22 protein-coding genes and 1 riboswitch are annotated in these 26,635 nt (G+C 66.8%); of the genes, 6 read left to right on the top strand and 16 right to left on the bottom strand.

The features are described 5' to 3' along the window. Positions 1–262 precede the first annotated feature (262 nt). Both ASD86_RS13495 and ASD86_RS26775 read right to left on the bottom strand, forming a co-directional pair. Positions 263–649, bottom strand: coding sequence for a hypothetical protein (locus tag ASD86_RS13495; protein ID WP_056111232.1), 387 nt, complete (start codon positions 647–649; stop codon positions 263–265). Positions 650–920: 271 nt separating this feature from the next. Then, the gene (locus ASD86_RS26775; RefSeq protein ID WP_157476605.1) at positions 921–1,100 is read right to left on the bottom strand and encodes a hypothetical protein; all 180 of its coding nucleotides are present in this window, start codon (positions 1,098–1,100) and stop codon (positions 921–923) included. Between ASD86_RS26775 and ASD86_RS13490 the strand changes: the two genes are divergently transcribed. After that, the gene (locus tag ASD86_RS13490; protein WP_056111229.1) at positions 1,099–2,517 is read left to right on the top strand and encodes a hypothetical protein; all 1,419 of its coding nucleotides are present in this window, start codon (positions 1,099–1,101) and stop codon (positions 2,515–2,517) included. The genes ASD86_RS26775 and ASD86_RS13490 overlap by 2 nt on opposite strands. 359 nt (positions 2,518–2,876) lie before the next feature. On the opposite strand, the gene ASD86_RS13485 is transcribed toward ASD86_RS13490, so the two are convergent. From ASD86_RS13485 to ASD86_RS27855, 6 genes are all read right to left on the bottom strand, one after another. Then, the gene (locus ASD86_RS13485) at positions 2,877–4,484 is read right to left on the bottom strand and encodes a hypothetical protein (RefSeq protein ID WP_056111226.1); all 1,608 of its coding nucleotides are present in this window, start codon (positions 4,482–4,484) and stop codon (positions 2,877–2,879) included. After that, complete coding sequence (locus tag ASD86_RS13480) at positions 4,481–5,953, bottom strand: hypothetical protein (RefSeq protein ID WP_056111223.1); 1,473 nt, start codon at positions 5,951–5,953, stop codon at positions 4,481–4,483. Before ASD86_RS13480 ends, ASD86_RS13485 begins: the two co-directional genes overlap by 4 nt. Then, on the bottom strand, positions 5,950–6,126 hold the full coding sequence (locus ASD86_RS26770; protein WP_157476603.1) for a hypothetical protein: 177 nt from the start codon (positions 6,124–6,126) through the stop codon (positions 5,950–5,952). The genes ASD86_RS13480 and ASD86_RS26770 overlap by 4 nt, the downstream gene beginning before the upstream one ends. Before the next feature lie 24 nt (positions 6,127–6,150). Beyond that, entirely contained in the window at positions 6,151–6,906 is a 756-nt protein-coding gene (locus ASD86_RS13475; protein WP_056111221.1) for a PP2C family serine/threonine-protein phosphatase, read from the bottom strand. A gap of 17 nt (positions 6,907–6,923) precedes the next feature. Then, positions 6,924–7,607, bottom strand: a complete 684-nt coding sequence (locus ASD86_RS13470; protein WP_046657356.1) for a VWA domain-containing protein — start codon at positions 7,605–7,607, stop codon at positions 6,924–6,926. 71 nt (positions 7,608–7,678) lie between these two features. After that, the gene (locus ASD86_RS27855) at positions 7,679–7,891 is read right to left on the bottom strand and encodes a hypothetical protein (RefSeq protein ID WP_157476601.1); all 213 of its coding nucleotides are present in this window, start codon (positions 7,889–7,891) and stop codon (positions 7,679–7,681) included. A 147-nt stretch (positions 7,892–8,038) separates the two neighbouring features. On the opposite strand from ASD86_RS27855, the gene ASD86_RS13465 reads away from it, so the two are divergent. After that, positions 8,039–10,129, top strand: a complete 2,091-nt coding sequence (locus tag ASD86_RS13465) for a phospholipase C, phosphocholine-specific (RefSeq protein ID WP_056111218.1) — start codon at positions 8,039–8,041, stop codon at positions 10,127–10,129. 249 nt (positions 10,130–10,378) lie between these two features. Here ASD86_RS13465 and ASD86_RS13460 read toward each other — a convergent pair whose 3' ends face one another. Then, positions 10,379–11,638 (bottom strand): multidrug effflux MFS transporter, encoded by a 1,260-nt coding sequence (locus ASD86_RS13460; protein WP_056111216.1) that lies wholly within the window; start codon positions 11,636–11,638, stop codon positions 10,379–10,381. Then, on the bottom strand, positions 11,638–12,093 hold the full coding sequence (locus tag ASD86_RS13455) for a VOC family protein (protein WP_056111212.1): 456 nt from the start codon (positions 12,091–12,093) through the stop codon (positions 11,638–11,640). Before ASD86_RS13455 ends, ASD86_RS13460 begins: the two co-directional genes overlap by 1 nt. Positions 12,094–12,596: 503 nt before the next feature. Next, positions 12,597–12,692: riboswitch (glycine riboswitch) on the top strand. Positions 12,693–12,907: 215 nt separating this feature from the next. Here ASD86_RS13455 and gcvP point away from each other — a divergent pair. After that, positions 12,908–15,769: an aminomethyl-transferring glycine dehydrogenase gene (gcvP, locus tag ASD86_RS13450; RefSeq protein WP_056111209.1), complete on the top strand. Its 2,862-nt coding sequence runs from the start codon at positions 12,908–12,910 to the stop codon at positions 15,767–15,769. Positions 15,770–16,548: 779 nt separating this feature from the next. On the opposite strand, the gene ASD86_RS13445 is transcribed toward gcvP, so the two are convergent. After that, complete coding sequence (locus ASD86_RS13445) at positions 16,549–16,767, bottom strand: hypothetical protein (protein WP_056111206.1); 219 nt, start codon at positions 16,765–16,767, stop codon at positions 16,549–16,551. Between ASD86_RS13445 and ASD86_RS13440 the strand changes: the two genes are divergently transcribed. Both ASD86_RS13440 and ASD86_RS13435 read left to right on the top strand, forming a co-directional pair. Further along, on the top strand, positions 16,766–17,059 hold the full coding sequence (locus ASD86_RS13440) for a hypothetical protein (RefSeq protein ID WP_036109409.1): 294 nt from the start codon (positions 16,766–16,768) through the stop codon (positions 17,057–17,059). The genes ASD86_RS13445 and ASD86_RS13440 overlap by 2 nt on opposite strands. A 142-nt stretch (positions 17,060–17,201) precedes the next feature. Then, entirely contained in the window at positions 17,202–18,386 is a 1,185-nt protein-coding gene (locus ASD86_RS13435) for a hypothetical protein (protein ID WP_056111203.1), read from the top strand. A gap of 62 nt (positions 18,387–18,448) precedes the next feature. Here the strand turns inward: ASD86_RS13435 and ASD86_RS13430 are convergent, their stop codons facing one another. The 5 genes from ASD86_RS13430 to ASD86_RS13410 form a co-directional block, all read right to left on the bottom strand. Then, positions 18,449–19,363, bottom strand: a complete 915-nt coding sequence (locus ASD86_RS13430) for a lysylphosphatidylglycerol synthase domain-containing protein (RefSeq protein ID WP_162253664.1) — start codon at positions 19,361–19,363, stop codon at positions 18,449–18,451. Then, on the bottom strand, positions 19,350–20,414 hold the full coding sequence (locus ASD86_RS13425) for a glycosyltransferase family 4 protein (RefSeq protein ID WP_082578332.1): 1,065 nt from the start codon (positions 20,412–20,414) through the stop codon (positions 19,350–19,352). Before ASD86_RS13425 ends, ASD86_RS13430 begins: the two co-directional genes overlap by 14 nt. Further along, positions 20,396–21,454, bottom strand: a complete 1,059-nt coding sequence (locus ASD86_RS13420; RefSeq protein ID WP_235567752.1) for a glycosyltransferase family 2 protein — start codon at positions 21,452–21,454, stop codon at positions 20,396–20,398. Before ASD86_RS13420 ends, ASD86_RS13425 begins: the two co-directional genes overlap by 19 nt. A gap of 106 nt (positions 21,455–21,560) precedes the next feature. Then, complete coding sequence (locus ASD86_RS13415) at positions 21,561–23,621, bottom strand: hypothetical protein (RefSeq protein WP_056111196.1); 2,061 nt, start codon at positions 23,619–23,621, stop codon at positions 21,561–21,563. A 340-nt stretch (positions 23,622–23,961) separates the two neighbouring features. Next, the gene (locus ASD86_RS13410) at positions 23,962–24,609 is read right to left on the bottom strand and encodes a QsdR family transcriptional regulator (protein WP_157476599.1); all 648 of its coding nucleotides are present in this window, start codon (positions 24,607–24,609) and stop codon (positions 23,962–23,964) included. A gap of 157 nt (positions 24,610–24,766) precedes the next feature. Between ASD86_RS13410 and ASD86_RS13405 the strand changes: the two genes are divergently transcribed. Continuing rightward, positions 24,767–26,569, top strand: a complete 1,803-nt coding sequence (locus ASD86_RS13405) for an acyl-CoA dehydrogenase (RefSeq protein ID WP_200957252.1) — start codon at positions 24,767–24,769, stop codon at positions 26,567–26,569. Positions 26,570–26,635: the final 66 nt, after the last annotated feature.

Here is a 26,635-nt window from a genome sequence, read left to right as displayed (position 1 = left end):
TTTGCTTCATGCGGGAAATGGTTTCGAACCGCCGTCGCGGCGCTCGACTGATCCGCACGGGGTCGCGCAGCGATCCGAAGCGCGGCAGTGCGACAACCCACCGGCACGATTCGGGCGGCATACCGACCCGGCCACGACGAGGCAATGACGAAGGCCGGAGCATCCGCGCCGACGCCGGCACAGGCCTCGACACGGATACGAACCTGGGACCAACAGGCCCCGAACGCGGACGCGCGACGCGTCCGCTCAAGCGAACCAGCGCTTACTTCTTGATCGTGCAGAACTTGCCGAAGCTGTCGCCGGTGTAATAGCGCTGGGTGATCGGCCGGCCCTTGGCGCTCTCCTGGACCAGATAGACCAGCCCCTGCGGCGAACCCAGCAAGGCCGGCGCGGCGCGCCAATACTTCGGGCCGATCGGGCCGAGCGGCGGCAGCAGGCCCTTGTCGTTCTCGTAGACCCGCGCGTTCAACTGCAGCTTCTCGCAGGCGACGGTCGGGTTCTCGGTGCGGGCGCAGGTGTCGAACGACTGGATCATCTTGGCCACGTCCTTGGGCAGCGACTTGCAGGCCGGCGGCGCGGCGGCGAAGGCCGGCGAGACGACGAGGACCAGCGCGGCGGACAGCGACCACTTCACGAGTCTGGCGTTCATGACGTTCTCCTGGGTTGTGCATTGACGCGACCGCACCGGGCGTCCCGATGCACCTGCCTCGCGCTGCGGCGATGACCGCAGGCTCACCCTGCGCGCCTCTCCCTCCGCCCCGCCTTACCGCAACCTGACGGTCGCCGCCCGCCGCGACCGGGCCCGATCGCGCCCGCCGCCGGTGGTGATCGAGGGTGGTGAATCGGTGAGCCGCGTGCGCAATCGGCGCCCCGTACCGGCCGAAACCGGCCCTCGCGAACCTGACGGAGCTGACGCCAACTCATTGACCAAAAAAGAAAAACGGCTCCGTAAGGTTGCCGTAAGGCAGGCGCGCGAGGCGACGACCAACCTGCGCGGCATCCGGACCGCGGGTGCCACGGCCGGACACCGACACGCCGGCCGGCGCGCGGGGCCCGGGCACCACGCGCCGATCCGGCGATGCAGTCAGGAGTACCGTCATGTCCGATTCCGAGTATCCCTACCCCTGCGCCAGCGACACCGACGATTCGCAGGACGACGTGGGTCCGCTCTCGCAATTCCGCCATGGCGCGCAGGACCGGCGCCTGCTCGAAGTCGCCCGCCTCGACGCCGGCAACATCGCCGCCAACAGCGACTTCGACGACAAGCCCTGGGGCCTGCTGTACCGCGCGCTGATCGATTCGATCGGCCTGTCGCCCGACGACTTCCAGCTGATGTACCCGTCGGTGCCGTGGGACTGGCCGCGCACCCAGGCCGGCTTCATCGCCGCGGCCCACTACGATTTCTGCTCGACCGCGCCGCAATGGAGCGCGATCGGCGCCTACGTGTCCAGCGGTGACGCCGTCCACCAGGCCTACCAGCAATTCCTCAACGTGATCCCGGCGCAGACCGAGTACCGCAGCCTGCGCCAGCACCTGCACGACGCCGACGACGCGCTGGTGGTGGCGACCAACCATTACACCCTGGCCACCACCTCGGCCGCCTCGGCCTACGCCAATCAGGTCGACGACAATCGTCCGAGTTTCACCGAATGGCTCGGCAGCCGCGGCGGCGCCGGCTATCAGACCCGCATCGTCGCGGCCGAAGTGGCGATGAACCAGGCCCAGAGCCATTACGCCGCGCTGGTCGCGCAGTGTGAATCGCCCGAACTCGGCCAGGCCCAGTTGCGCTGCGGCAACGAAGCGCATCAGGTCCGCTTCGCCGACCTCAACCTGATCAAGCTGCCGAAGGTCCACGACTGGCGGGTCGAACAGGAAGCGGCCGACTGGGTCGCGAAGGTCCAGGCCGGCCACGGCCCCAGCGGCGTGACCCTGGGTTTCAGCAATCGCGAAGCGCCCTACGACTTCGGCCAGACCTGGGCCGGCCGCCGCAGCCGCATCCGCCAGCTGTTCTGGCAGGTCCGCATCAATGGCCGCTGGGAGCGTATCGACGAATTCGAATTCGACAACAAGCTCGAACTGTCGCTGGACTTCCAGGCGGTCGACCGCATCGGCATCCGCCCGGGCGGCTGGTACGACGGCGAATTCGCCCGCGGCATGATCGACGGCCCGTTCATCCACGGCTACAGCCCGTTCGGCGGCGACACCGTGGAAACGCGCGGCCAGCCGGTGTTCGGCGAGAAGGGCTTCTTCGGCCTGATCAAGAACGGCATGTGCGTGGGCTACAAGCCCTCGTTCGCGATCCGCACCACCACCTCGACCTTCCGTCGTTTCGCCGACCCGTTCCGCGCCGCCACCGGGCTGCGGATCGGACCGTTCACCTTCGAAGCCGAAGGCGGCAGCCTCGCCGCCGGCTGGAAGGCCGACCCGGCGACCCAGACCTTCACCGGCACCACCAGCAGCGAGCGCGCGCTGATCATCGGTGCGACCGTGTCCGAATTGCCGAACGGGCCGGTGTAAACCAAAGCCCGGGTGGTGCGTTCGGAAAGGAGTCGAAGTTGTGTACCTCGTTCCAGCGGTCCGGCCGATGCGCGTCAGTGGGGACCTCCACGCGCATCGGCCGGAGTTCGCTCGGCGGCGTAGGCCGGGCCTGGCGCGGCCGGCGGCGCATTTGTTTCTGGCGGGGTTTGGCGTGAGCGGGTTTGGCTCGGGGCTTGGCCGAGGCCCGCTCCGCTTGGGCACGCTCAACTAAAGCCGGCTTATCCAAAGCATGCGCAGCTAACGCCTGCTCAACTGGAGCAGGCTCAATCGGAACAGGCTGAATCGGAGCAGGCTCAGCTAAAGCACGCTCAACCAAAGCCGGCTCAACCGAAGCAGGCTCAATTCAAGCGCACCACGCCGTCGCAGTAATGGCCCTGGCAATCGCCGCGCGCGATGTCGAGCACCAGCGAATTGCCGGGATCGCCGCCGGGCCGCGCGACTCTTTCGGGCACCACGAACACCGCCGGGCTCGCCTCGGCCATGCCCTTGGGCCACTTGAAACCGCTGACCACGCGATAGCGCGGCAAGCCCGCCAGCGTGAGGTCGGCGCCGGGCGCGAAGCTCGCCGCCTGCGCGCGCGCCGCATCGGTCCACGCCCGCAGGTCGGCCGCGCCGGCGACTTTCAAGCTGCCGTCGTGCCACGGCCCTTCGATCCGATCGATCGCATTGGCGCGCGACGCGACACGCTTCGCATCGGCCTGCTTCGCCGCCGCCGCGGCCGTGCGGGTGGCCTGGCCGACGGCGGTCGGCAACGGCAAGCGCGCGACCTCCTGGATAGCGCCGGGCACCGACAGATTGCGCAGGTCCATCGCGGTCGCGCGAGCGCGCGCTTCCAGCACTTCGAAGCGGAACCGTCCCGCCGCGCCGGCCGCATCGCCGACCGCGCCGATGGTCGCGGGCACAGCCTTGGCGCCGCCCGCGCCGAATTGCTGATCGGCCTCGATGGTCAACGCGCCCTGGGCCAGGTCCGGATCGTCGTACAGCCAGCTCCAGGCCAGTCCGCGCCAGGCGCCGTCGTAGGACGGATTCATGCGCAAGGCATCGACGAACATCGCCCGCGCCGCGGTGCTGGCTTCGCGCAGATGGTCGGCTCGCGCCGGCTCGCCGTCGGCATCGCCCTGAACCTGGCGCAGGTAGGCGCGCAAGCGCCACGCGCCGAGCTCGCGCGCGGCCATCGCCGAATTCGGATCTGCGTTGCGCGCGGCCTGCAGGTAGCTTTCGGCCGGAACCTTTTCTCCCACCGGTCGCATCGCGACGGCCGCTTCGACGCTGCGCCGGTAACGCTGCATCGCGGTTTCGTAACGCGCGCCGTCGGCCTCGGCCGGCGCGCGCTCCTTGCGTAGTTCGCCGAGCATCGCCAGTTGCTGGCGAAAGAACGGATCGCCGCCGGCCGCGCTGCGCGCCGCGCCGCGCACGAGGCGTTCGGCCAGCGCGTTGTAGTCGGCCGACGGCAGCCGCGGCGGCGGTTGGCCCCACTTCGCCGGCACGGTGTTCGGCGAGTTCGGCGCGCGGCTCGCACGCGCTGGCGACAGCGCGGCTTGCGCGCGGCCAGGCGCGGCGCGTTCGGCGCGCGGCGACGGCGAGCCGCGTGACGCCGGATAGGTCGCCGCCAGATACACCCCCAGGATGCTCGCGGCGATCACCGCGCGTTTGGTCAGATCGTCGTCGCCGTCCTCGCGCGCGCGCCACAGCACCGCGATCGTGCACACCGCGCCGCCGACGGCCAGCGCGCCGCGGAACCAGCGTTCGCTCGGGCTGTGCCGCGAGGTCGAGACCAGATAGCCGATGAAATCCATCAGCCACATCGGCATCGACATCAGCCAGCCGGTCAGCGGCGCCAGGAAGATCACCACGAAGAACAGCAGCACCGCCACCTTGATCAAGGCGAAGCGGGTCGGCGGCGAACGCAGCGGATGCCAGCGCGGTGGTGGGCCCTGCCAGCTCATCGGTTCTTGATCATCCGCGGCAGCACCACCAGGAACACATAGCAGAACACCACGAAGCCGATGCCCATCAAGGTCAGCAGGATCTGATTCATCCAGCCGTCCAGCGGCGAAGTGGCCGCGCTACGCAGGCTGGCGTAATACCCCTGCAGCAGATACGACACCGCGGCGAACACCAGCGGCACCACCAGGATCATCGCCGCGCGCGCGGTCGCGACCAAACGCGAGGTCTGAAGTCGGTAACCCCGCACAGTCGAAGCCGCCGACGGCATCTGCTGCTGCGGCACCGATGCGGGCAACGGCGGCCGCGCACCGAACCGGCGCGGCGCCGGTTGCGGCCGCGGTTGTGGCGTCGCCACCGGCGTGCGCATCACCGCCGCCCAGCCGCGCGGCAGATCCTGCGGCTGAGTGGCCGGACGCGGCTTGGCCTTGCGCGCGGTCTTGCTGAGCAGATCCAGGCGTATGCACGACGCGCAGGGCTGACCGGCGTAATGCTGGTGTTCGCGATTGCGCCCGCACACCACCAGCCGCCCGCTCGACGGCTGCGCATACGCGCGCAGCGCATCGCGCCACTCAGACGACGGCGGCCGCGCCGACGGCGTGTCGCCGAACGCGCGATCGAACAGGCCGCGCAGTTCCTGCGGCATGCTCGCGTGCGCGCTGACCGGACTGGGCGCCATGATCCGGTTCGCGCGCAGCCCGTAGGCGTAACAGCGTTCGCGGATGCGTCCGGGGATATCGGTCGGCACCCGATCCGACGACGGCTTGCCGCTGTACGGATGGATGCCGAAGTTCAACAGTTGGAAGATCACCACCGCCAGGGCGAACCGGTCCTGGGTTTCCTCGCCGGCTTCGTCGAGCTTGTGCGCCTGATACTCCGGCGCGAGGTAATCGGGCGTGTACTGCGGCGCCGAATAACGCCGGCCGCGGCCCTGGATACTGAAACCGTCGCAGTCGAGCAGCGCGATGTACAACGACGCGCGATAGAAACGCAGGTTGACCGGCTTGAGATCGACCACGCAATGATGCTGCTGATGCAATGCCGCGAGCACCGCGGCGAGATTGGCCGCGAGGGTGATCTTGTGGCCCAGCCCGACCGGCAGTCCGGCCGCGCGCGCCTGACGTTCCTGCAGCACCTGTTCGAGTTCGGAGGTGGAATCCACGTCCAGCGCCGGCATGGTGAAGCCGGCGAACTTGCCGCGTTCGTCGCGCACCACCGCATCGGGCCAGGCGATCTGCACGTAACGCTTGCCGCCTTCGATCTGGTCGGGCAAGTGCGGACGCAGATCGAGCATGGCTTCGATGCGATCGGTGTAACTCGGCGGGTCGACCCGCGCGTGATAGATCTTCGCCACCGCATTGGGATCGTCCGGCAGCAGGTAGACGCTGCCGGCGCCGCCGCTCTTGATCAGCTTGCCCAGGCGCGAACGGCGCGAGCCGATCAGGATGGTCTGGCCGGTGACCAAACTCATGGACGCGGGCCCGTTTGTTGCGAGCACGTTTGCTGCGGGCGCATTTGCCGCATGCTCATTCGATGAGCATGCGAGTGCGTTGTGGCCAGCGCGGTCGCGAAGGCGTCCACCGCGACGCCATCGCCCACCACCGCGCCACTGACGACCTGGAAACGCATGACGTCGGGGCTCATGGCAACGTGCTCATGACGTCGGACTCAGCCCCGCAACGCGATCAGCAGGGTCTTGTCGTCGGAGGTGATGCCGTGCGTGCGCGGGTCGTCGAGCGTGCCCAGCAGCGCGCGGCTGCCGTCGTCTTCGCCGACCGAGGCCAGATAACGCGCGACCGGATCGATGAACGGCTTGAACAGGCCAGTATTGCCCTTGTCCATCGCGAACGGCATCGCGCCGTCGGACATCAGCGCCAGTCGCGCGGTCGACGCGCTCACCGCGAGTACGCGCAGGTGCTGGCGCCAGGCGTCGCCGGTGACGAAATAGGTTTCGTTGGAGTACTCGCCGTTCTCCGGCGCCGACACCACGCCCGGTTCGTCCGTCGACGCCGCTTCGGCCACGCCGATGCCGTCGCCGATATGGAAGAACCAGCCGCGCTGTCCGTCGCCGGCGAACCCGACCAGGGTCGCGGCATAACTCGACAGCGAGGCCTTGTCCGCTTCAGCCATCTCGACCAAGGCCGCGCGCGCAGTCTCGATCGCTGCGCTGGCGAGCGCCTCGAACGCGTGTTCGTCGTCCAGCACGGTCGAATCGCCGCGCAGCCGTTCGCTGAGCACGCGCGTCACCGTATCGGCGACGACGCGCGAGCCCTGATCGCTGCGCGACGCCGAGCCGGCGCCGTCGCAAACCACCGCGACCAGGCGTTCGCCGTCCGCATGAAATGCGAACGCGTCCTGGCAGGGAATGCCTTTGCCGACGTGCGAAGTTCCGGTCGCCGATGCGGCGTAGATGCGCCAAGCCATGGCCTGCGCCCCGCCGCTCAGGTCGGCACCGAGGACCAGGTGTCGGTCGACGGCAGTTGCGCCTGTCCGCCCGGACGCGATTGCGACACCACCTGCATGCTCGCGCTGAGCCACAGGAACAATTCGCGGAACTGCAGCCCTTGCAGGCGCTTGACCCCGCCCTCGCCCTTGCCGCTGAACTGGCCCATGACGCCGACCTGCGAACCGTCGCCGACCGCGATCGGGAAGATCGCGACCTTGTTGGCCTGCTCGGCTTCGCGCGCGCGCTTGGCCGAGGCTTCCCAGGTATCGGTCGGCACGCCGTCGGACATCAGGAACAGCCACGGCCGGGTGTAGGCGATGCCGGCGGCCTTGAAGCGCTGCTTTTCGTTCTCGACCTCGGTCAAAGCCAGATCGATCGCGCGGCCGGTCGGCGTGGTGCCGTCGGCCTCCAGCACCGGCGCGGTGAAATCCATCGCGTCGCACCAGTCGCCGACCACCTCGGCATGATCGAAACCGCCGTAGCGCACCACCAGCACGCGCACCCGCTTGGCCGCGATCACGTCGCTCTTGAGTTCGGTCTCCAGCAGCTTGAGCCCTTCGTTCAACTGCTGCACCGGCGGCCCCATCATGCTGCCCGAGCAGTCCAGCACCAGCACCAGCGGCGTGCGCTGTTCGGTGTTGTCGACCAGGGCTACGTCGGGGATCACGGGCTGATTCATGGCATTCCTTTGCGAAGGGATCGATTCGGCAGTATAGCCACAGCGGCCACGACGGGCACAGCGCGGCGGTTTTAGCTTTCGGTCGGCTCGTGGACGGGTGCGATGCGGCGGGTTTCGACGACGTTGCGCGCGGGTTCGCGGCCACTCGCGCGGCCGCGGCCGGACAGGCCAACGCCGCGCATGCGCCATGCCGGCCGCGCATCACGAACACGCACGCGACGGCCGAACGCCGATTCATCTCGCAACCCCGGCGCCGCTTCCCGCACCGCAGCCGCGACCGTCATCCCAGCGCACTGCGCAGGCGCGCACAAGTCCGCGCACCGGTCCACAGACAGTCACCGCACTGCCATCTGCGCCCAGCACCCTGCGATGGCGGTCGCCCGCCGCTCCCCCAGCCTCCCGCTTTCCAGCGGATTTATGCCCGGATTGTCATGACCGACTCGCACGATTCCCATCGCCGCAGCTTCCTGCGCGGCGCCGCCGGCGCCACCGCCGCCGGCCTGGCCCTCAACCTGTTCCCGCCCGCGATCCAAAAAGCGCTCGCGATCCCCGCCGCGCGCGTCAGCGGTACCATTCACGACGTCAAGCACGTGGTCATCCTGATGCAGGAGAACCGCTCGTTCGACCATTACTTCGGCGCGATGCGCGGCGTGCGCGGATTCGGCGATCGCTTCCCGATCCCGCTGCCCAGCGGCAAGCCGGTGTGGCGACAGACCACCGCGCAAGGCCGCGAAATTCAGCCGTATCACATCGACACCAAGACCACGAGCGCGCAGCGCATCGGCGGCACGCCGCATACCTGGCCCGACGCGCAGGCGGCCTGGAACAACGGTGTGATGGACAAGTGGCTGCCGGCCAAGACCGAACGCTCGCTCGGCCATTACCAGGAAGCCGACATCCCGTTCCAGTACGCGCTCGCCAACGCCTTCACCCTGTGCGATGCGTATCACTGCTCGCAGCAGACCGGCACCAATCCCAATCGCCTGTTCCTGTGGACAGGCACCAACAACCCGGCCGCTGATCGCGGCGGCCCGGCGATCGTCAACACCTTCGACGATGGCGGCCCGGCCAGCGAAGGCTATTTCTGGACCACTTACCCTGAGCGCCTGGAACAGGCCGGGGTGAGCTGGAAGCTGTACCAGGACATGGACGACAACTTTTCCGACAATCCGCTCGAAGGCTTCCGCCAGTTCCGCGCCGCCGCGCCGGGCTCGGCGCTGGCCGAAAAAGCCTTGAAAACCTGGACTCTGGACGATCTCGCCAGCGACGTGCGCAGCGGCCAATTGCCGCAGGTGTCGTGGCTGGTCGCGCCGGCCAAGTACTCCGAACATCCCGGCCCGTCGGCGCCGATCTGGGGCGCGGACTACACCGCGCGCGTGCTCGAAGCGCTCACCGCCGATCCGCAGGTGTGGGCGCGCACGGTGCTGATCGTCAATTTCGACGAGAACGACGGTTTCTTCGATCACATGCCGCCGCCGGCGCCGCCGTCGTTCGACGCCGACCACCGCTTGATCGGCGGTTCGACCGTGGACCTGCGCGGCGAACACCACATCGCGCGCAGCGGCCCGTCGCACGGCACCTCCAGCGATCCGGCGATCTATTACGACCGCCCCTATGGCCTGGGCCCGCGCGTGCCGATGTACGTGATCTCGCCGTGGAGCCGCGGCGGCTGGATCAATTCGCAGGTGTTCGACCACACCTCGGTGATCCGTTTCCTGGAAAAACGTTTCGGCGTGGCCGAGCCCAACATCAGCGCGTGGCGGCGCGCGGTGTGCGGCGACCTGACCACTGCGTTCAACTTCCACGATCCCAATCACGAACCGATCCCGTCGCTGCCGGAAATCGGCGACGCCGACCGCATCGTCGCCGAACAAAGCCGTCTGCCCGCGCCGAAACCGCCCGCGGTGGCGAGCGCGCCGCGGCAGCAACCCGGGATCAAACCCTCGCGCGCCCTGCCCTACGACCTGCAGGTCGGCGAACGTTTCGATCACGACGCACGGCGGCTGCGCCTGAGCTTCGGCAACACCGGCCGCATCGCCGCGGTGTTCCATGTCTACGACCTGCTTAATCCCAACGCGATTCCGCGCCGCTACACGGTCGAACCGGGCAAGGTGCTGCACGGCGACTGGACGCTGCAGCGCGACGGCGCCCGCGCCTACGCCTTGCAGGTGTTCGCGCCGAACGGATTCTTCCGCGAATTCCGCGGCTCGTTCGGCGGCGCCAACCCGACCGTGACCACCGTGCCCGACCTGCGCCTGCGTCGGCGCAAGCTGATCCTGGCCTTGCGCAACCCCGCGTTCAAACCGCTGCGCCTGAACCTCGCCGACCAATACGGCCTGTACGAACCGCGCCTGGAACGCCTGGGCCCGGCCGCGGTGCATTACCGCCCGATCAAGCTCGACGAAAGCCAGCAGTGGTATGACTTCGTGCTGACCGACGCGAACGACCCGGAGTATTACCGTCGCCTGGCCGGCCGCATGGAGACCGGCGAGCACGGCATTACCGATCCAGGCTTGATCTAGGCGCCGGGGTTGCAGGACGGCGTTGGTCGCGGCGATCGCCGCGGCCTCGCGCTTGCGTCGTCGTTGCGGTTGCGCGGTCGCGGCTTGCGCCGCTCCTACAGGAAGCGCTTCATTGACGAATTGACCGGCCGATCCGAGTGCATCGGCCGCTCCCCGTAGGAGCGGCGCGAGCCGCGACCGCGAACCTACATTTACGCCGTCACTTCGACCTGCGCGAACGCCACCCGCCAACCCGCCAAGCCGCACGAATCACATCAAATCCTGCGGCTCCACGATCACCGCATCCTCCGGCACCCGCGCGCACGCGGCCTTCGAAACAAAGGCCTCCCAGCGCCAGAACCCCCACGCCACCGCGGTCAACACCGACGCGGCGATCGCCAGATGCACGGCGCTGTCGCTGAGCCAGGGCGAGATCACCCCGGCCAGCAGCGCATTGACCACCAACCCCGAAAACGCCTGCAACGACGAAGCCGAACCACGCTGGTGCGGGTACATGTCGAGAATCGACAGGGTCACGATCGGAAACACCAGGGCGATGCCGAACGCGCCGATGCACATCGGGATGATCGCCCACGGCACCTGCGGCTGCGCGGTCCACAGGTTGTAGCCCAGGTTGATCGCCAGGGCGAGCGCGCAGAAACCGAAGCCGATATTGACCAGGCGATCGCCGCCGATCTTGCCGGCGGCGCGGCCGGACACGAACGAGCCCAGCACCATGCCGCCGATGGTCGGCACGAAGAACCAGGCGAACTGGCGCTCGTTGAGCTTGAGGATGTCGAGCACGAACGCCGGCGCCGAGGCGATATACAGGAACAGCGCGCCGAAGTTGAACGCACCGGCCGCGGTCAGGCGCTGGAAACGCGGGTTGAGGAAGATCGCGACGTAATCGCGCAGCAAGCGCTTGGGCTTGAGCGCCAGCCGCGCCTGCGGCGGATGGGTTTCCGGCAGCAGCACGATCACCGCCGCCAGCAGCAGCACCGAGAAACCGACCAGGAACCAGAAGATCGCCGGCCAGTGCGCCCAGCCCAGGATCCAGCCGCCGATGATCGGCGCGATCGCCGGGGCGATGCCGAAGATCATCATCACCTGGCTCATCAGCCGCTGCGCGTCGTCGCCGTGCAACACGTCGCGGATCACCGCGCGGCCGACGATCAGGCCAACACCCGCCGAAAGCCCTTGTACCGCGCGAAAGAAAAGCAAAGTAGGCAGATCGGTGGAAAGCGCGCACGCCACCGAAGCCAAGGTAAACACCCCCAACCCACCAATGATCACCTTGCGTCGCCCGATCGCATCCGACAGCGGCCCATGCACGATGCTCATCAGCGCATACGCGACCAGATACACGCTGATGGTCTGCTGCATCTGCAGCTTGTCCGCGCCCAGTTCGGCGCCCATCGCCGGAAACGCCGGGAAGATGGTGTCGATCGAGAACGGCCCGAACATCGCCAAGCCGCCCAGCAGCAAGGCCAGGCGACGGATCGACAACGGCGCCTTGACGGAGGCGTTCATCAGGTCGCCGCGCCCGAAGCCTGGGTGTCGATCGGCACTTCGTCCGGCGGGCCCTTGAGTTCGACCAGATTGCCTTCCGGGTCGAACAGGTATTGCGACGGGCCTTCGCCCTCGGCACCGTAGCGCGAACCGAAGTCGCCGATGCGCACGCCGTGCGCGTCCAGATGAGCCACGATCGCCTCGCGGTCGAACGGCTCGGCGCGCAGGCACAGGTGATCCATGTTGCGGCCCTCCTCGCCCGGCGCCGCCCCGCCCATGCGGCCGATCTTGCCGTCCACATCGACCAGATCGATCAGCGAGGCGCCGGCGCGCAACTGCACCAGCCCGATCGGGTCCTGGCGCCGCTCGACCGTGCAGCCGAGCACATCGCAGTAGAAGGCGATCATCGCGGCGGTGTCGCGCACGCGCAGCACCACGTGATCGAGTTGCATCAGCTGAAACGGTCGCGCGCTCATGTCGGCGTCGGGGGCTTGGGGGAGACTTCACAGCATACAACCGCGCGGGTGCGCGGTCGGGTGGGGAAGTTGTTTTGATTTGTTGATTGAGGGCGATGGGCTCGGTGGGGTACTGGGCGTCCACGCCTTCTCTGTGTTTGTCGCTCTCACTCACAGTTGTTTGCTGTCGTAACTCGACCGCGGCCATCTCTCCTACCGTCATTCCCGCGAACGCGGCCTCCGCTTTACTTCGGCGCAGCCGAACATCCAGTGACTTCAAACGTTCTCGCACGAAAGGCGCTGGATTCCCGCCTTCGCGGGAATGACGAACTGGGTGGGCGTCTTTAGAACTGGGAGCGTCCTGCTGGGGCATTCACTTCCGATTGATGCCCCTGCGTCAGGGCCTGTCCCGCGCCATCTCCCACCGTCTCAAACCCAACCTGACCTGATCCCACCGCCCCAACCCTGAACCCGCCCCAGCCCCTGCCCCCCAAACCCCATCCCCGGCTATAATCCCCGGCTTGAAACACCCGGTGGGAGAAGCGCCCCGGCCCCAGGCCTGGACCGCTGCCGAAGGCGCAACGCCCGTAATCGCTCAGGCCCCATACCGCCGCGTGTACAAACTCTGGAGAGACCGACCACCCGCGATCCAGCGGGCGGAACCGGCGCCGAAGGGGCACGAAGCCAGCGCGGAACGGAGCGGCCCCCAACGGCCATCCCTCCCCAGCCGTCACACCGCAGCCTGACCGCAGCGGGGCTTCCAAACTCTCAGGCAAAAGGACAGAGGGGCGCCTCGCGTGCGGCACCGCACGCTGCCAAAGGACGCCCCCTGCCCATGACGAACGTATCCCTGCGCGAGCTCGAGCACCACGACGCTTTCATCGAGCGCCATATCGGCCCCAACGACGCCGAAATCGGCCACATGCTGGGCAAGGTCGGCTACGACTCGCTCGAAGCGCTGACCGATGCGATCGTGCCCGGCTCGATCAAGTCGACCCAGCCGCTGGCCCTGCCGACCGCGATCAGCGAAGTCGAGGCGCTGGCCAAGATCCGCGCCATCGCCACCCAGAACAAGGTCTTCCGCAGCTTCATCGGCCGCGGTTACTACGGCACCCACACCCCGAACGTCATCCTGCGCAACATCCTGGAGAACCCGGCGTGGTACACGGCGTACACGCCGTACCAGGCGGAAATCTCGCAGGGCCGCATGGAAGCGCTGATCAACTTCCAGACCATGGTCGCCGACCTGACCGGGATGGAGATCGCCAACGCGTCCCTGCTCGACGAAGGCACCGCCGCCGCCGAAGCGATGACCCTGGCCAAGCGTTCGGCCAAGTCCAAGTCCGACACCTTCTTCGTCTCGAAGAACATCCACCCGCAGACGCTGGAAGTGCTGCGCACCCGCGCCGAGCCGCTCGAGATCAAGCTGCACATCGCCGACGACGCCGACGCGCTGACCGTCGATGCGTTCGGCGCGCTGCTGCAATACCCCGACACCTTCGGCGGCGTGCACGACTATCAGGCCGTGTCCGACGCGGTGCATGCGCGCGGCGGCATCGTCGCGATCGCCAGCGACCTGCTCGCGCTGACCCTGCTCAAGGCACCGGGCGAATTCGGCGCCGACATCGTGGTCGGCAATACCCAGCGCTTCGGCGTGCCGTTCGGTTTCGGCGGCCCGCATGCCGGCTTCATGGCCTGCCGCGACGCGTTCAAGCGTTCGATGCCGGGCCGTTTGATCGGCGTGTCGGTCGACACCGACGGCAAGCCGGCCTACCGCCTGACCCTGCAGACCCGCGAGCAGCACATCCGCCGCGAGAAGGCGACGTCGAACATCTGCACCGCGCAGGTGCTGCTGGCTGTGATGGCCAGCATGTACGCGGTCTATCACGGCCCCGACGGCCTGACCCGCATCGCCCGCCGCGTGCATCGCCAGGCCACGATCCTCGCCGCCGCGCTGCGCGGCGCCGGCATCACCGTCGCCGACGGTTTCTTCGACACCCTGCACGTCAGCGGCATCGACGCGGATGCGATCCACGCCAAGGCGCGCGCCGCCGGCATCAACCTGCGTCCGATCGACGCGAGCAGCCTGAGCCTGAGCCTGGACGAAACCGTCGCCCGCGACGATCTGAGCGCGCTGGCCGGCCTGTTCGGCGCCAGCCTCGATATCGACGCGCTCGATACGTCCACCGCCGACGCGATCCCGTCCGCGCTGGTGCGCAAGTCCGCGTTCCTGCAGCACCCGGTGTTCAACACCCATCACAGCGAACACGAGCTGCTGCGCTACATGCGCTCGCTGGCCGACAAGGACCTGGCGATGGATCGCACCATGATCCCGCTGGGCAGCTGCACGATGAAACTCAACGCCACCGCCGAGATGATCCCGGTGACCTGGCCCGAGTTCGGCAACATCCATCCGCTCGCCCCGGCCGAACAGACCACCGGCTACAAGCAACTGATCGAAGAACTCGAAGCGATGCTGGTCGAATGCACCGGCTACGACGCGGTCAGCCTGCAGCCGAACTCCGGCGCGCAGGGCGAGTACGCCGGCCTGCTGGCGATCCGCGCCTATCATCGCTCGCGCGGCGAAGGCCATCGCGACATCTGCCTGATTCCCGACTCGGCCCACGGCACCAACCCGGCCTCGGCGCAGATGTGCGGCATGACCGTCGTGGTCACCAAGACCGACGCCAACGGCAACGTCGATGTCGCCGACATCCAGCGCGCCGCGGAGAAATACAGCGACCGCCTGGCCGCGATCATGATGACCTACCCGTCCACGCACGGCGTGTTCGAAGAGGAAGTGGTCGAGATCTGCGAGATCATCCACAAGCACGGCGGTCAGGTGTACACCGACGGCGCCAACATGAACGCCCTGGTCGGCGTGGCCAAGCCCGGCAAGTGGGGCTCGGACGTGTCGCACCTCAACCTGCACAAGACCTTCTGCATTCCGCACGGCGGCGGCGGCCCGGGTGTCGGTCCGTGCGCGGTCAAGTCGCACCTCGCGCCGTTCCTGCCGAAGACCGTCGATGGCGAAGGCGTCGTCGGCATGGTCAGCGCGGCGAGCTTCGGCTCGGCGAGCATCCTGCCGATCTCGTGGATGTACATCACCCTGATGGGCACCCAGGGCCTGCGCAAGGCGACCCAAGTCGCGCTGCTTAACGCCAACTACATCGCCAAGCGCCTGGAGCCGCATTACGAAACGCTCTACACCGGCCGCAACGGCCTGGTCGCGCACGAATGCATCCTCGACCTGCGCCCGCTCAAGGACGCGACCGGCATCAGCGCCGAGGACGTGGCCAAGCGCCTGATCGACTTCGGCTTCCACGCCCCGACCCTGAGCTTCCCGGTCGCCGGCACCTTGATGGTCGAGCCGACCGAGAGCGAATCGCAGCACGAACTGGACCGCTTCATCGACGCGATGATCCAGATCCGCGACGAAATCCGCGCGGTCGAAGACGGCCGCCTGGATCGCGAAGACAACCCGCTCAAGCACGCGCCGCACACCGCGACCCAGGTCACCGCGAGCGAATGGACCCACGCCTACCCGCGCGAACTGGCCGCGTTCCCGCTGCCGTCGCTGAAGCTGCAGAAGTACTGGCCGCCGGTGTCGCGCGTGGACAACGTCTACGGCGACAAGAACGTCATGTGCGCGTGCATTCCGATCGATGCGTACAAGGAAGAGGAAGCCGAGGCGTAAGCGGCTTCGTTCGGACCTAGATGCAGGCAAAAGGGCTTCGCGGATGCGAAGCCCTTTTTCTTTGTCTCGCACCTTGCCTGCCGCGCGCACGTGCCCCGGCGCCATTTACGCGGCGAAACCACGACGCAAGGTGTCGATGCTCCGATGAGCCGCTAATCGCCATTCACCGCGACCAAAAAAACGAAGCTCGACGGCCGACCACGTTCGCGATGCATTCGCCGTCACATCCGCGACTGGCTACTTGCACGCCCCGCGCCCGGCCCGGTTGCCCATCGCATTCCGACTGTGCACCGCTTGATCCGTGCCGATCGATGTGACCACAAAATCATCGAGCGCGCTAAAAGATCGCGATTGGAATTCATTGTGCGCGCGACGCCATCGAATCAGTGCTTATGTGTTCTTGTTCCGAGCGCGTTGACCGCCCACGACGATCGCGTCTGGCGACCATGCAACGCCTGCATCGAGCCTATTAAAAACGGCCAACGAAGTAAGACGCCCGAATCGGCCACACGATGAAAAGCGCGACTCAAAGTCGCGATCGATAAATATCCGCGCGCGTCGCGAGCGCATAAACAAAACACCGCACGCGCCCGAAGCATCGCGCGACCCAATCCTCAATTCACATGAGTCTGCGGTTGCATTAACCGAACACACGCGCCCGCGCCCTCGCTTTGTCGCCGCTTGTCACGTTATTGACGATTGCGAAGCGATAAAAGTGATGCCACGAACTCACCGAAAGTCACACGAAAGCCATTCCGTCCGACTTCGCGAAATTATTTTCAGAACCGTAAAAACAGGGGGAAACTCATGGCCGCGACCGCGCGCCTTCCCAAGGCATTGCTCTGCGTTACCGCCGCTATCCTGATCGCGCTGGCGTGGAAACCTTGGCATAAAGATACGCCTTCATATTCGCGCGATGCGTCGACGCCGGGCACGATCTCCACACCCGCCGACTCGCCGCAATCCGTCGCTACAACGCCCGAAACCGCGCCGGTCATGACCACCACGATGCGCGCCGCGGCCGTGGCGGCCGAGCACACCCGCAGCGCGAGCGCGCAGGCGCAACCGCCTCGCAACTACACCGGGCCGGACGGCAAGCAACACGAGATCGTCTACAACCAGGGCCTGAACCTGTCGCCGGGCGCGCGCGAACAACTCAAGCGCGAGTTGCTGGCGCAGATGCGCAAACAACCCGAGGCGGTGTCGCGCATCTATCAGATCAGCCCGGCCGATATCGCCGCCGTCGTCGCCGGCACCAAGGCCTTCCCCGAGAAGTTGCTCGATCAGTAAGCGGAATCGGAATTCGGCGGCGAACAGCCTTCGAAGACCAGCCGTGCGTCAGCCCGGATGCAACCCCAGCGAAGCGTCCGGTTCGGAACGACCACCCATGGGCAAGCGCCCGTGACCTTTATGGACGAGAGGGTTCCTTATCATGAAAGCCTATAAATACTGCTTGTTGGCGGCGGCCCTGTGCTGCTCGAACGCGTTGGCGCAGACCAGCGACGGTTACGGCACCTCGCTGCGAATTCCGCTCGTGGTCAACAGCTCGACCTATTCCTCGACCTTGTTCGTACGCAACGGCGGCGACAGCGAAGCCAGCGTCAAGGTCACCTATTACGGCGCGCCGGGCACGCCGTTCGCCGGCACCCGCCCGTGCTCTACCCTGACCGTCGCCGCCGGCGCGGTGGCGAGCAGCGACCTGGCCACGCTGTGCTCGGTCCCGGTCAGCGCGACCAGCAATTACGGCCAGCTCGCGCTGGAGGAACAGAGCGCCGCCAACGTGGCGATCTCGGGCTATTCCCGGATTCAATCGGTGGCCGGACAAGGCTTCTCGGTGGAATCGTTCAAGGTCGGCTCGCTGAGCGGCGGCTCGACCACCTCCGCGGTCGCCGGCCTGCGCCGTCAGGCCGCCGCGCCGGGCTATCAGAGCAACTGCTTCATCAGCGCGCTCGGCGAACCGGTGTCGGTGAGCTGGTCGCTGCGCACCGGCGCCGGCGCGCCGCTCGGCAGCCCGCAGGTCAGCAACCTCAGCGCCAACGAAACCATCCGCTATCTCGACGTGTTCAACGTGGTCGGCGCGGCCGCGGGCGATTACTCCAACGTCCAGGCGGTGTTCACCGAGTCCACCGCCAGCACCAATCCGGGCTATGTGGCCTACTGCACCACGCAGGACAACACCTACTTCGGCGGCGATTTCCGCATCGCCAAGGAAATCGACCCGGCCGATCAGCGTTCCAAGAAAGTCGGCGTGTCGCTGGACAGCGCGCTCGGCACCCTGCTCGGCCTGGCCAGCGGCCAGGATCAGTTCGGCCTGTACCTGCAGCATCCCGACTGGGTGCAGTGCCGGATCAACGGCACCGCCGCCAATCAGTTGGAAATGCGCCTGGAAGATCCGCAGGGCAACGTCGTCGCCGGCGGCAACAACGTCAGCTCGTTCCAGAAGGTCTATCTGGGCGAACGCAGCACCCGCAATGACGGCACGCACGGTCTGTGGAAACTCAAGGTTGAAACCCGCAACCTGCTGAGCCTGCCGGTGAACTACGGCCTCACCTGCGAGTCCGGCAACGGCTCCAACGCGCCGTTGTTCGTCAATCACTCGGTCATCGAAGAGTTCTGAGAAACAGCGACTCATCGCCTAAAAACGGTTCCGTCCGCGCCGCGGGCGGAACCGTTTCCGCATCAGTGGCGGCGCAGGCCCACCACGAAACTGAGCAAGGCGAACAGCGCTTCAGCGAAGGTGATCGCCACCCGCCAGGCCAGCGCCAGCATCGCGGCATTGGCCGCGCCGAGCAGCGGACTCAGGCACCAGAACAGACCGGCCTCGCGCACTCCCAGCCCCGCCGGCACGAACAGCGCGGCCACCCCGGCCAGACCGGCGAAGCACAACGCGGCCGACAGTTGGATCACATCCAGTCGCAGCCCGAACGACGCGGCCAGCAGCGCGAACGCCGCGCACATCGCCGCATAGGCCGCCAACTGCAACAACCACGCCCGCCGCATCGTCGCCGCGTCCGGACGCTCGGCGATGCCGCCGCGGACGATGGCGGGCAAACGCCGCGTGATCGGTCCGGGCAGGCGTTGCAGCATCGCGATCCAGGTCAATGCCGCGGCAGCGGCGAGAAAGGCGCATTGAAAGCCCAAGCCCAGTCGCGGCGACAACGCCGCGGGAGCGACGGCTGCGGCGATCAAGGCGCTGATGCCGAGCGACAACAGTTGTTCGCGCACGAACAACACGAACGCGGCGCCCGAACCGCGATCGCGCGCGTACAAGGCTCCTCGCGCCACGCCTTGCCAGATCTTGCCGGGCAGGTACTTGGCCAACAGGCTCTGCCCCCAGCGCAACTGATCGCCGAGCAATCGATCGGGCACCACCCGTCCATGCACGAACACATGCCAGGCCAGCCCCAGCAACAGCTGCATGATCAAACACAGCCCCACCACCGCGACGACATCGCGTGCCTGCAATTGCCGCCACAGCGGCAGCCATTGGTCCTGCCGCGACCACGCCTGCGCCGCGACCAGACCGAGCGCCAGCAGGCCCAGCACCCATCCCAGGCTGCGCGCCAAGCGCCGGGCGAACTTAGACCAGCGCATCCAGACATTCGGCATAACGCCGCCCCATCTGTCGCCACGAACAATGCGCGGCGGCATACGCGCGCGCCGCTTCGCCCTTGGCGCGCAGGTCTTGGCGATCGGCGAGCAACTCGACAATCGCCATGGCCCAGGCGTCGGCGTCTTCCGTCGGCAGCAGCCGACCCAACTCGGGACGCGCGACGGCATCGCGCAATCCCTCCAGATCGGCGGCCACCACGTAACGCCGGCTCATGGCCGCTTCCAGCGCGACCAGGCCGAAGCCTTCCGGATCGCCTTCTACCCGGATATTGGGCATCAGCACCACATCGCATTGCGCAAGCCGTTGCGCCTTGTTCGCCTCGTCGACGTCGCCCCACAGCCGCACCGCCTCGTCCAGGTTCGCGTCCCGTATCGCCTGCGCGATCGCCGCGCGCTCGGGACCGTCGCCGACGATATCCAGACGCACCGACGCCCGCGACGCAAGCACGCGCGGCATCACCTCGCGCACGAACCACAACGCGCCCTTGCGCCGGACCAAGCGCCCCAGAATCAGCAAGGCGGGCGGCGAATCTTTCCAGCCGCCGGTTTCCAGCATCGGCGAATCGCTCGCGCCGGGATGGATCAATGCGCATCGCGATTCATCCACGCCGCGAGCGATCAACGCGTCGAACACAAACCGGCTGATGCAGATATAGGTGTCCATGCGACCGCGAAAAAAAGACCGCAAATACCATTGATACAAACGGTTCGGATAGGTCAGGTCGAGACCGTGCACCACCACCGCCACCGGCACCCCGGCCCAGCGCGCGGGCAGCGCCAACAACGACAACACCGGATCGCCCAGCAGCAGCACCCGGACCTGGCCGCGCATCAGCCCCCAGCCCAGGCGCATCAACGAGCCGAGCACGAACAGCGGCAAGCCCCACTGCCCGGCGCGCCAGCGCAGCAAGGTCAGCGGCCGCAGGACGCCCAGTTCGGTCGCGATGCGATGACTCAGTTGCTGCATACCGCCGCGCGACGGCGGAAATTTGCGGGTGATGTACCAGATCGACTTCAAGGCATCTGTCGCCATTCCGCGCGTCGCCGGCTCAGCTGTTGTTCTTCCAGCAGCCGGCGGTTCACCACCAGCTGATTCGCCAGCAGTCCCACCGCGCCGCCGATCGCGCCGGCCAGCACCGCGGTCGCGGCCAGAATCAGCGACTGGATGTGGCCGTCACCACGACCTTGAACATACTCGAACAGGAACTTCGCGCCGATCCCGACGCCCAGCAATGCGGCCAGGCCCGACGGCACCAGGAAGAACTCCAGCGGCCGATAGATCAGGAACGAGCGCAGGATCGTCAGCATCGAGCGGGCGATGTACTCGGGCACGCTGCGGATCAACCGCGAAGGCCGGGTGGGCGGATTGACCTCGACCGGAATGCCCTTGATCCGCAGTCCGGTCTGGCCGGCCTGGATCAAGGTTTCCAGGGTGTAGGTGTAACGCGAGTAGACGTTGATGCGCATCGCCGCGTCGCGGCTGTAGGCGCGAAATCCGCTGGTGGCGTCCTCGATGGCGACGTTGGATACCGCCCGCACCACCCGGCTGCCCAGGCGCTGCAGGCGTTTCTTCCACCATGGAAAGTGGCCGATGCGCTCGATCGGCCGGCAGCCGACCACGATGTCGGCGCGACCGGCCACGATCTCGGCGACCATGCGCGGAATCGCCGACGCGTCGTATTGATTGTCGCCGTCGACGTTGACGACGACATCGGCGCCGCGCCGGCAGGCCGCTTCCAGGCCGGCCGAGAACGCATGCGCCAGCCCGCGATTGCCCGGAAAACGCAGCACCGCATGCGCGCCGTGCTCGAGCGCGACCTGGGTGGTCTCATCGGTCGAGCCGTCGTCGATGACCAGCCACTCCACCGACTGCACGCCGCCGATGAACGAAGGCAGCGCGGCGAGCGTATCGGGCAGTTGTCCGGCTTCGTCGCGACAGGGAATCTGGATGACCACCTTGATCGGCCGGCGCGCGAGCTTCTCGCCGCCGATCGCCAGCGGTTCGGACAACATCGCGTTGCCGGCATGCCGAACCGTGATGTCTTCCATGCGAAACGATCTGCGAGCATTCATCGTTCGACCTCCTATCCGATTCCATGGCGATGACTTCGCCTTGCCTGCGCCGGTAAGCGATCGCGTCGATCCACGTCCGCTTGCGAGGACGCGGCCGCGCGGCCGCCTATGGGCCGATCTGGACCACCTTCCAATCGCTGATTTCCTCGCGGGTGCCGTGCGCCGGCTCGCCCATCGAAGTGACCCGGCGCAGACGCCGGATCGGTAATGTCGCCACCTCGACCGCATCGGTGCGGCCTATGTCCATGCCGGCGAAGTACACCAGTCGGGCGCCGTGCGCCGCGGGATCGCGCAACGCGTCCCACTGCGGACCCGACGGCGATGCGACCGGCGCGACGCGCGCGCCGAATCCGGTGATCAACGCACTGGCCAACGGGCCGGCCGCGACGACATAGCTGACCCGATCGCGCGGCAGCTGTGCAGCGATCGCCGCCACTTGCGCGACCATTCCGGCGTCCTCGCGCAGCAACAAGGTGTCGCGCTGCTGCCACAGCAGATTCGCGCCGAGCGCCAGACTGAGCACGGCCACCGCGGCGTACGCATACGGTGCGCGCCATCGCCGCGACAAGGCCGCGCACCCCAGCGCGGCGAACACCACGCAGGCCGGGAATACCGCCGGCGCCCAACGCCGCGCGGCCCAGATATGGTCGGGAGACACCATCGGCTTCCACAGATAGACCAGGGTCGGCACCAGCAGAAACACCAGCACCCAGGTCTTGACCGAACCTGGCGTCCCGCGCCATGCCGACCACGCCGCAAAGGCCGCGCCAATACCCGCGGCGATCGCCACCGGCAGCGACAGATACGCGGCGACATTGACCAGACTCGCTTCGCGATAGTCGCGCAGCCCGTTCAACTGCGGCACCAACTTCGATTCGATCAAGGCATACGGCTGCAGATGCGGACGTATCCACATCGCATAAACGAACAGCGCCACCATCGCCAGCGCGACCGGCCATGCGCCGCGTTCGGCGAAACGCCGCGGAATACGCAACCCGGCGCTGGCCTGCGACGCGCGCGCCAGACAAGCGCACAGCGCAGTCGCGATAATCGCGCCCAGCACCATGTCCGCCAGCCCGGTCAGATAAGGCTGCACGAAGGCGAGAAAATAGCCCAGCGCCAGCGCGGTGACCGCGGCGCATCCGAAGGCGATTTCCTGCAACGCCGGATTGAACCGCTCGCTTCGGCGACCGCGATCGACCGCTACCGCCGCCAGCCAGGCCGCGACGATCGCCAGCGGAAAAATCACCGCGTCGATGCGCACGAAACCGGCCATGCCGATCAATGCGCCGGCGCTGGTTCCAAGCACTCGCGAGCGCTTGGTCAAGGCGATCATCGCCAGCAACGCGCCGTTGAGCACGAACCAACTGCAGAACGGCTCGCTCAGGCTGTTCCTGGAAATCCACACCTGCGCCGGTTGCAAGGCGTACACCACCAGCGCGGCGATCGCCCAGACGCGCTGCGACGGCTTCAATATGCGCCGGACCAGGACGAAGAACGCCAGACAGTTGAACACGCCGACGATCGCGTTGAAGCGGAAAATTCCCTGTGGCCCGAGCATCGATCCGAGCATCGCCATCCACACCGGCGTCGCCGCCGAAAACTGGAAGGTCCATCGCTGCGAGGTCGGATAAATACCGGGTAACTCGGGCGCCCGGCCTTGCTCGATCGCGACGATGGCGGGGTCGTCGGCGATGCCGAGCGCGCGCAGATCGATGGCCGACCCGCCGGTGCGCAGCAGATGCAGCGCATGCTGGGCATAGATGCCTTCATCGCGTTCGCCGAGCAGGCTTTCCTTGGGGAAGAACGCATACAGCACACCGGCCGTCATCACGATCGCGGCGACGGCGACAAGGCCGAGCGAGCTGACGCGCGGCTTCGCGTGCATTCGTATCCGCTGCGCGAGCCCGATCCAGGGCCGCGCCCGCCAACACCACAGGCCAGTCACCAACCAACCGGCGATGCCGATCCACAACGGTGAAAACCATCCGGCCAAGGCCAACGTCATCATCGCCAGCGTCGCCACCGCGCTGCCCACGCACAGCACGATCAGCGCATGCGAACGAAGAACCCGGGTTTCATGTCCGATCGAGGCGAGCGTCCATGCCCCCAGCGGATACACCGCAAACCACACGCCCAGCTTCGCCAGCGCTCCCAGATAATCCATTGAAAGCCCTCAATAGAGGTCCGAGTCTACGTGGCGTTCAGTTGATTAACTGCACAACTCGTCAAGCTTCAAGGTGGCTTTTTTGTGCATCAGGAGTAAGCGTTGAATTCATGAAATCGCGCACACAATCGCTGTTCATCGCGTCGTGATTACAGGCGAAAACCGCTCGATTTCGCACTCTCGCCGCAGAACGGATTATCGATTGCAAACCGGACACGCGCGGTCGCGCGAAAAGCGCGGCGACGTGTCGTCGTGATCTGTTCTTCACATCGCGCGATCGCTCAGCGTCGATATCCGATGCCGATTGCGATCGTGTCGTCGAATCCCGTCCCGCCGACGATCAGCGCTTGACGCGCGCGGAGGTTTTTTTCCTTGCGGGCGCGGCGAGGCGTTGCTCGACCCGCCCCGACAGCAGCAACTCGATCGCGAGCCCGGCATCGGCCGGGTCGACGCGCTGGTCGCTGATCACGTCGGCGTAGATGAACGACTCGGCCAGACGCACCACCAGATAGGCGAGCGTGTCGATGTTCAACGGCAACTCGAGCGCGCCGCGTTCGCTTTCGAACTGCAGCAGGCCGCGCACCTTGTCGATGACCCGCGCTTGCAGCGGGCCGTGCTTGGAGGTCATCAGGCGCAGGGCGAATTCGGCGTCGAGTTCGATGAAGCGGCGTAGCGGGCGGTAGCGCAGCATCGCCCGGATCGCGTACTCGCAGGTCGCCGCGACGCGCTGGGCGCCGCGTCCGTGCGAAGCCGCCGCGGCCTGATCGAGCAAGGGCTCGCACAGCGACCAGATCACTTCGCCGAGCAATTGCTCGCGGCTGCCGACCCAGCGGAACGCGGTGGCGCGGCCGATGCCCAGTTGCGCGGCCAGCGCGCCGATGTCGAGCCGTTCGCCGTCGACCCAGCCGCGCCGCGCCAGCCGGAACAGGTCCAGCGGCGTGACCCGCGCCGCGCCGGGTTCGCGCAGGGCCTGGCCCAGGCGGGTCAAGGCGGCCGGTTTCGAGGCGGACTGCTTCGACGGAGCCTGCTTCGACGGAGCCGATTTCGACGCGGATTTGGGCATTCGCGCAGCTTAGTCGAATCAACAACTTGACGCTATATGAGTCGTATCGCATAAATGACTCACTTCCAGCCGGATCGCCGCCATGAGCTCCAGCCCCCTGATCGATCGACGCCACCTCGATTTCATGCTGTACGAATTGCTGCGCGTGAACACCCTGACCGCTTACCCGCGCTACGCCGAGCACAGCCGCGAAACCTTCGACGCGGCGATCGAGCTGGCGCACCAGCTCGCGGTCAGCAAGTTCCTGCCGCACAATCGCAAGAGCGATCTGCACGAACCGCATATGGTCGACGGCAAGGTCGAACTGATCCCCGAGATCGGCGAAGGCCTGCGCGCGTTCAACGAAGCCGGTTTCATGGCGGTGCTGGCCGATTACGACGACGGCGGCATGCAGTTGCCGTTCGTGATCGGCGCGGTGTGCGACTGCATGTTCTCGGCGGCCAATCCTTCGACCGTGGCGTACCCGGCGTTGGCGCGCGGCGCGGCCAATCTGCTCGAAGCCTATGGAGACGAACAGCAAAAACGTCTGTATATGAAGCCGATCGTCGACGGCCGCTATTACGGCACCATGTGCCTGTCCGAACCGCAGGCCGGTTCCTCGCTGGCCGACATCAAGACCATCGCCGAACCGCAGGCCGACGGCAGTTATCGCCTCAGCGGCGCGAAGATGTGGATCTCGGCCGGCGATCATGAGCTCGGCGAAAACATCGTGCATCTGGTGCTGGCGAAGATTCCCGGCGGCCCGGCCGGCGTGCGCGGCATCAGCTTGTTCATCGTGCCGCGCTGGCGCGTCGACGACGACGGCACCCGCGCGCAACGCAACGACGTGCGCCTGGCCGGGCTCAATCACAAGATGGGCCAGCGCGGCAGCGTCAACACCTTCCTCAAGTTCGGCGAGGCCGGCGATTGCCACGGCTACCTGGTCGGGCAACCGCACCAGGGCCTGAGTTACATGTTCCACATGATGAACGAGGAACGCATCGGCGTCGGCCTGGGCGCGGTTCAGCAAGGCAGCATGGCCTATCTGTATTCGTTGCAGTACGCGCGCGAGCGCCATCAGGGCCGGCATCCCGATCAGAAGGACCCGAGCTCCGCGCCGGTGGCGTTGATCGAGCACGCCGATGTGCGGCGCATGCTGTTGCAGCAGAAGTGCTGGGTCGAAGGCGCGCAGGCGCTCGGCTTCTACACCGCGTTGCTGGTCGACCAGGGCCGCGATCCGGACGAGACCGTGCGCAACGAAAGCCACCTATTGCTGGACTTGCTCACGCCGATCATCAAGGCCTGGGGCTCGGACTATTCGCTCAAGGCCAACGAACTGGCGATCCAGATTCTCGGCGGTTATGGCTATACCCGCGAGTATCCGGTCGAGCAGTGCTACCGCGACAATCGCATCAACCCGATCCACGAGGGCACCAACGGCATCCAGGCGCTGGACCTGCTCGGACGCAAGGCCATGATGCACGACGGCGCGGCGTTGAAGTTGTTGCTGCGGGAGATCGGTTCGACCTGCGCCGATGCTGGCTCGCTGCCGGAGCTGGCTGCGTTGGCCGCGCAATTGCAGGCGGGCGCGAAGCTGGCCGGAGAGACGACGGTCGCGGTGGGTCGGCGCATGGCCGCGGGCGAGGTGCGGCTGGCGTTGGCCAATGCGGGGCATTACATGACTTTGCTTGGGCATCTGACGATTGCGTGGCTGTGGTTGCGCCAAGCTGCGATCGCGCAGCGGGGTTTAGCTGGGGCGAATGTCGCCGATACGGCGTTTTATCTGGGCAAGCTGCAGGCTTGTCGGTTTTTCTTTGCTACGGAGTTGCCGCAGATTGAGTTGGCGGCTCGGTTGGTGGGGGAGGCGGAGCCTAGTGCCTACGAGATGCAGGCGGATTGGTTCTGATTGTTGACCATGGCGTTGCGCGGTTGCGGCGTCGGTATGTTTGTTCTCTTGGGAGCAAGATCAAAG

The organism is Lysobacter sp. Root690 (genome assembly GCF_001427785.1).
GTDB lineage: Bacteria > Pseudomonadota > Gammaproteobacteria > Xanthomonadales > Xanthomonadaceae > Lysobacter.
This window is presented reverse-complemented; position numbering and strand designations above follow the sequence as displayed.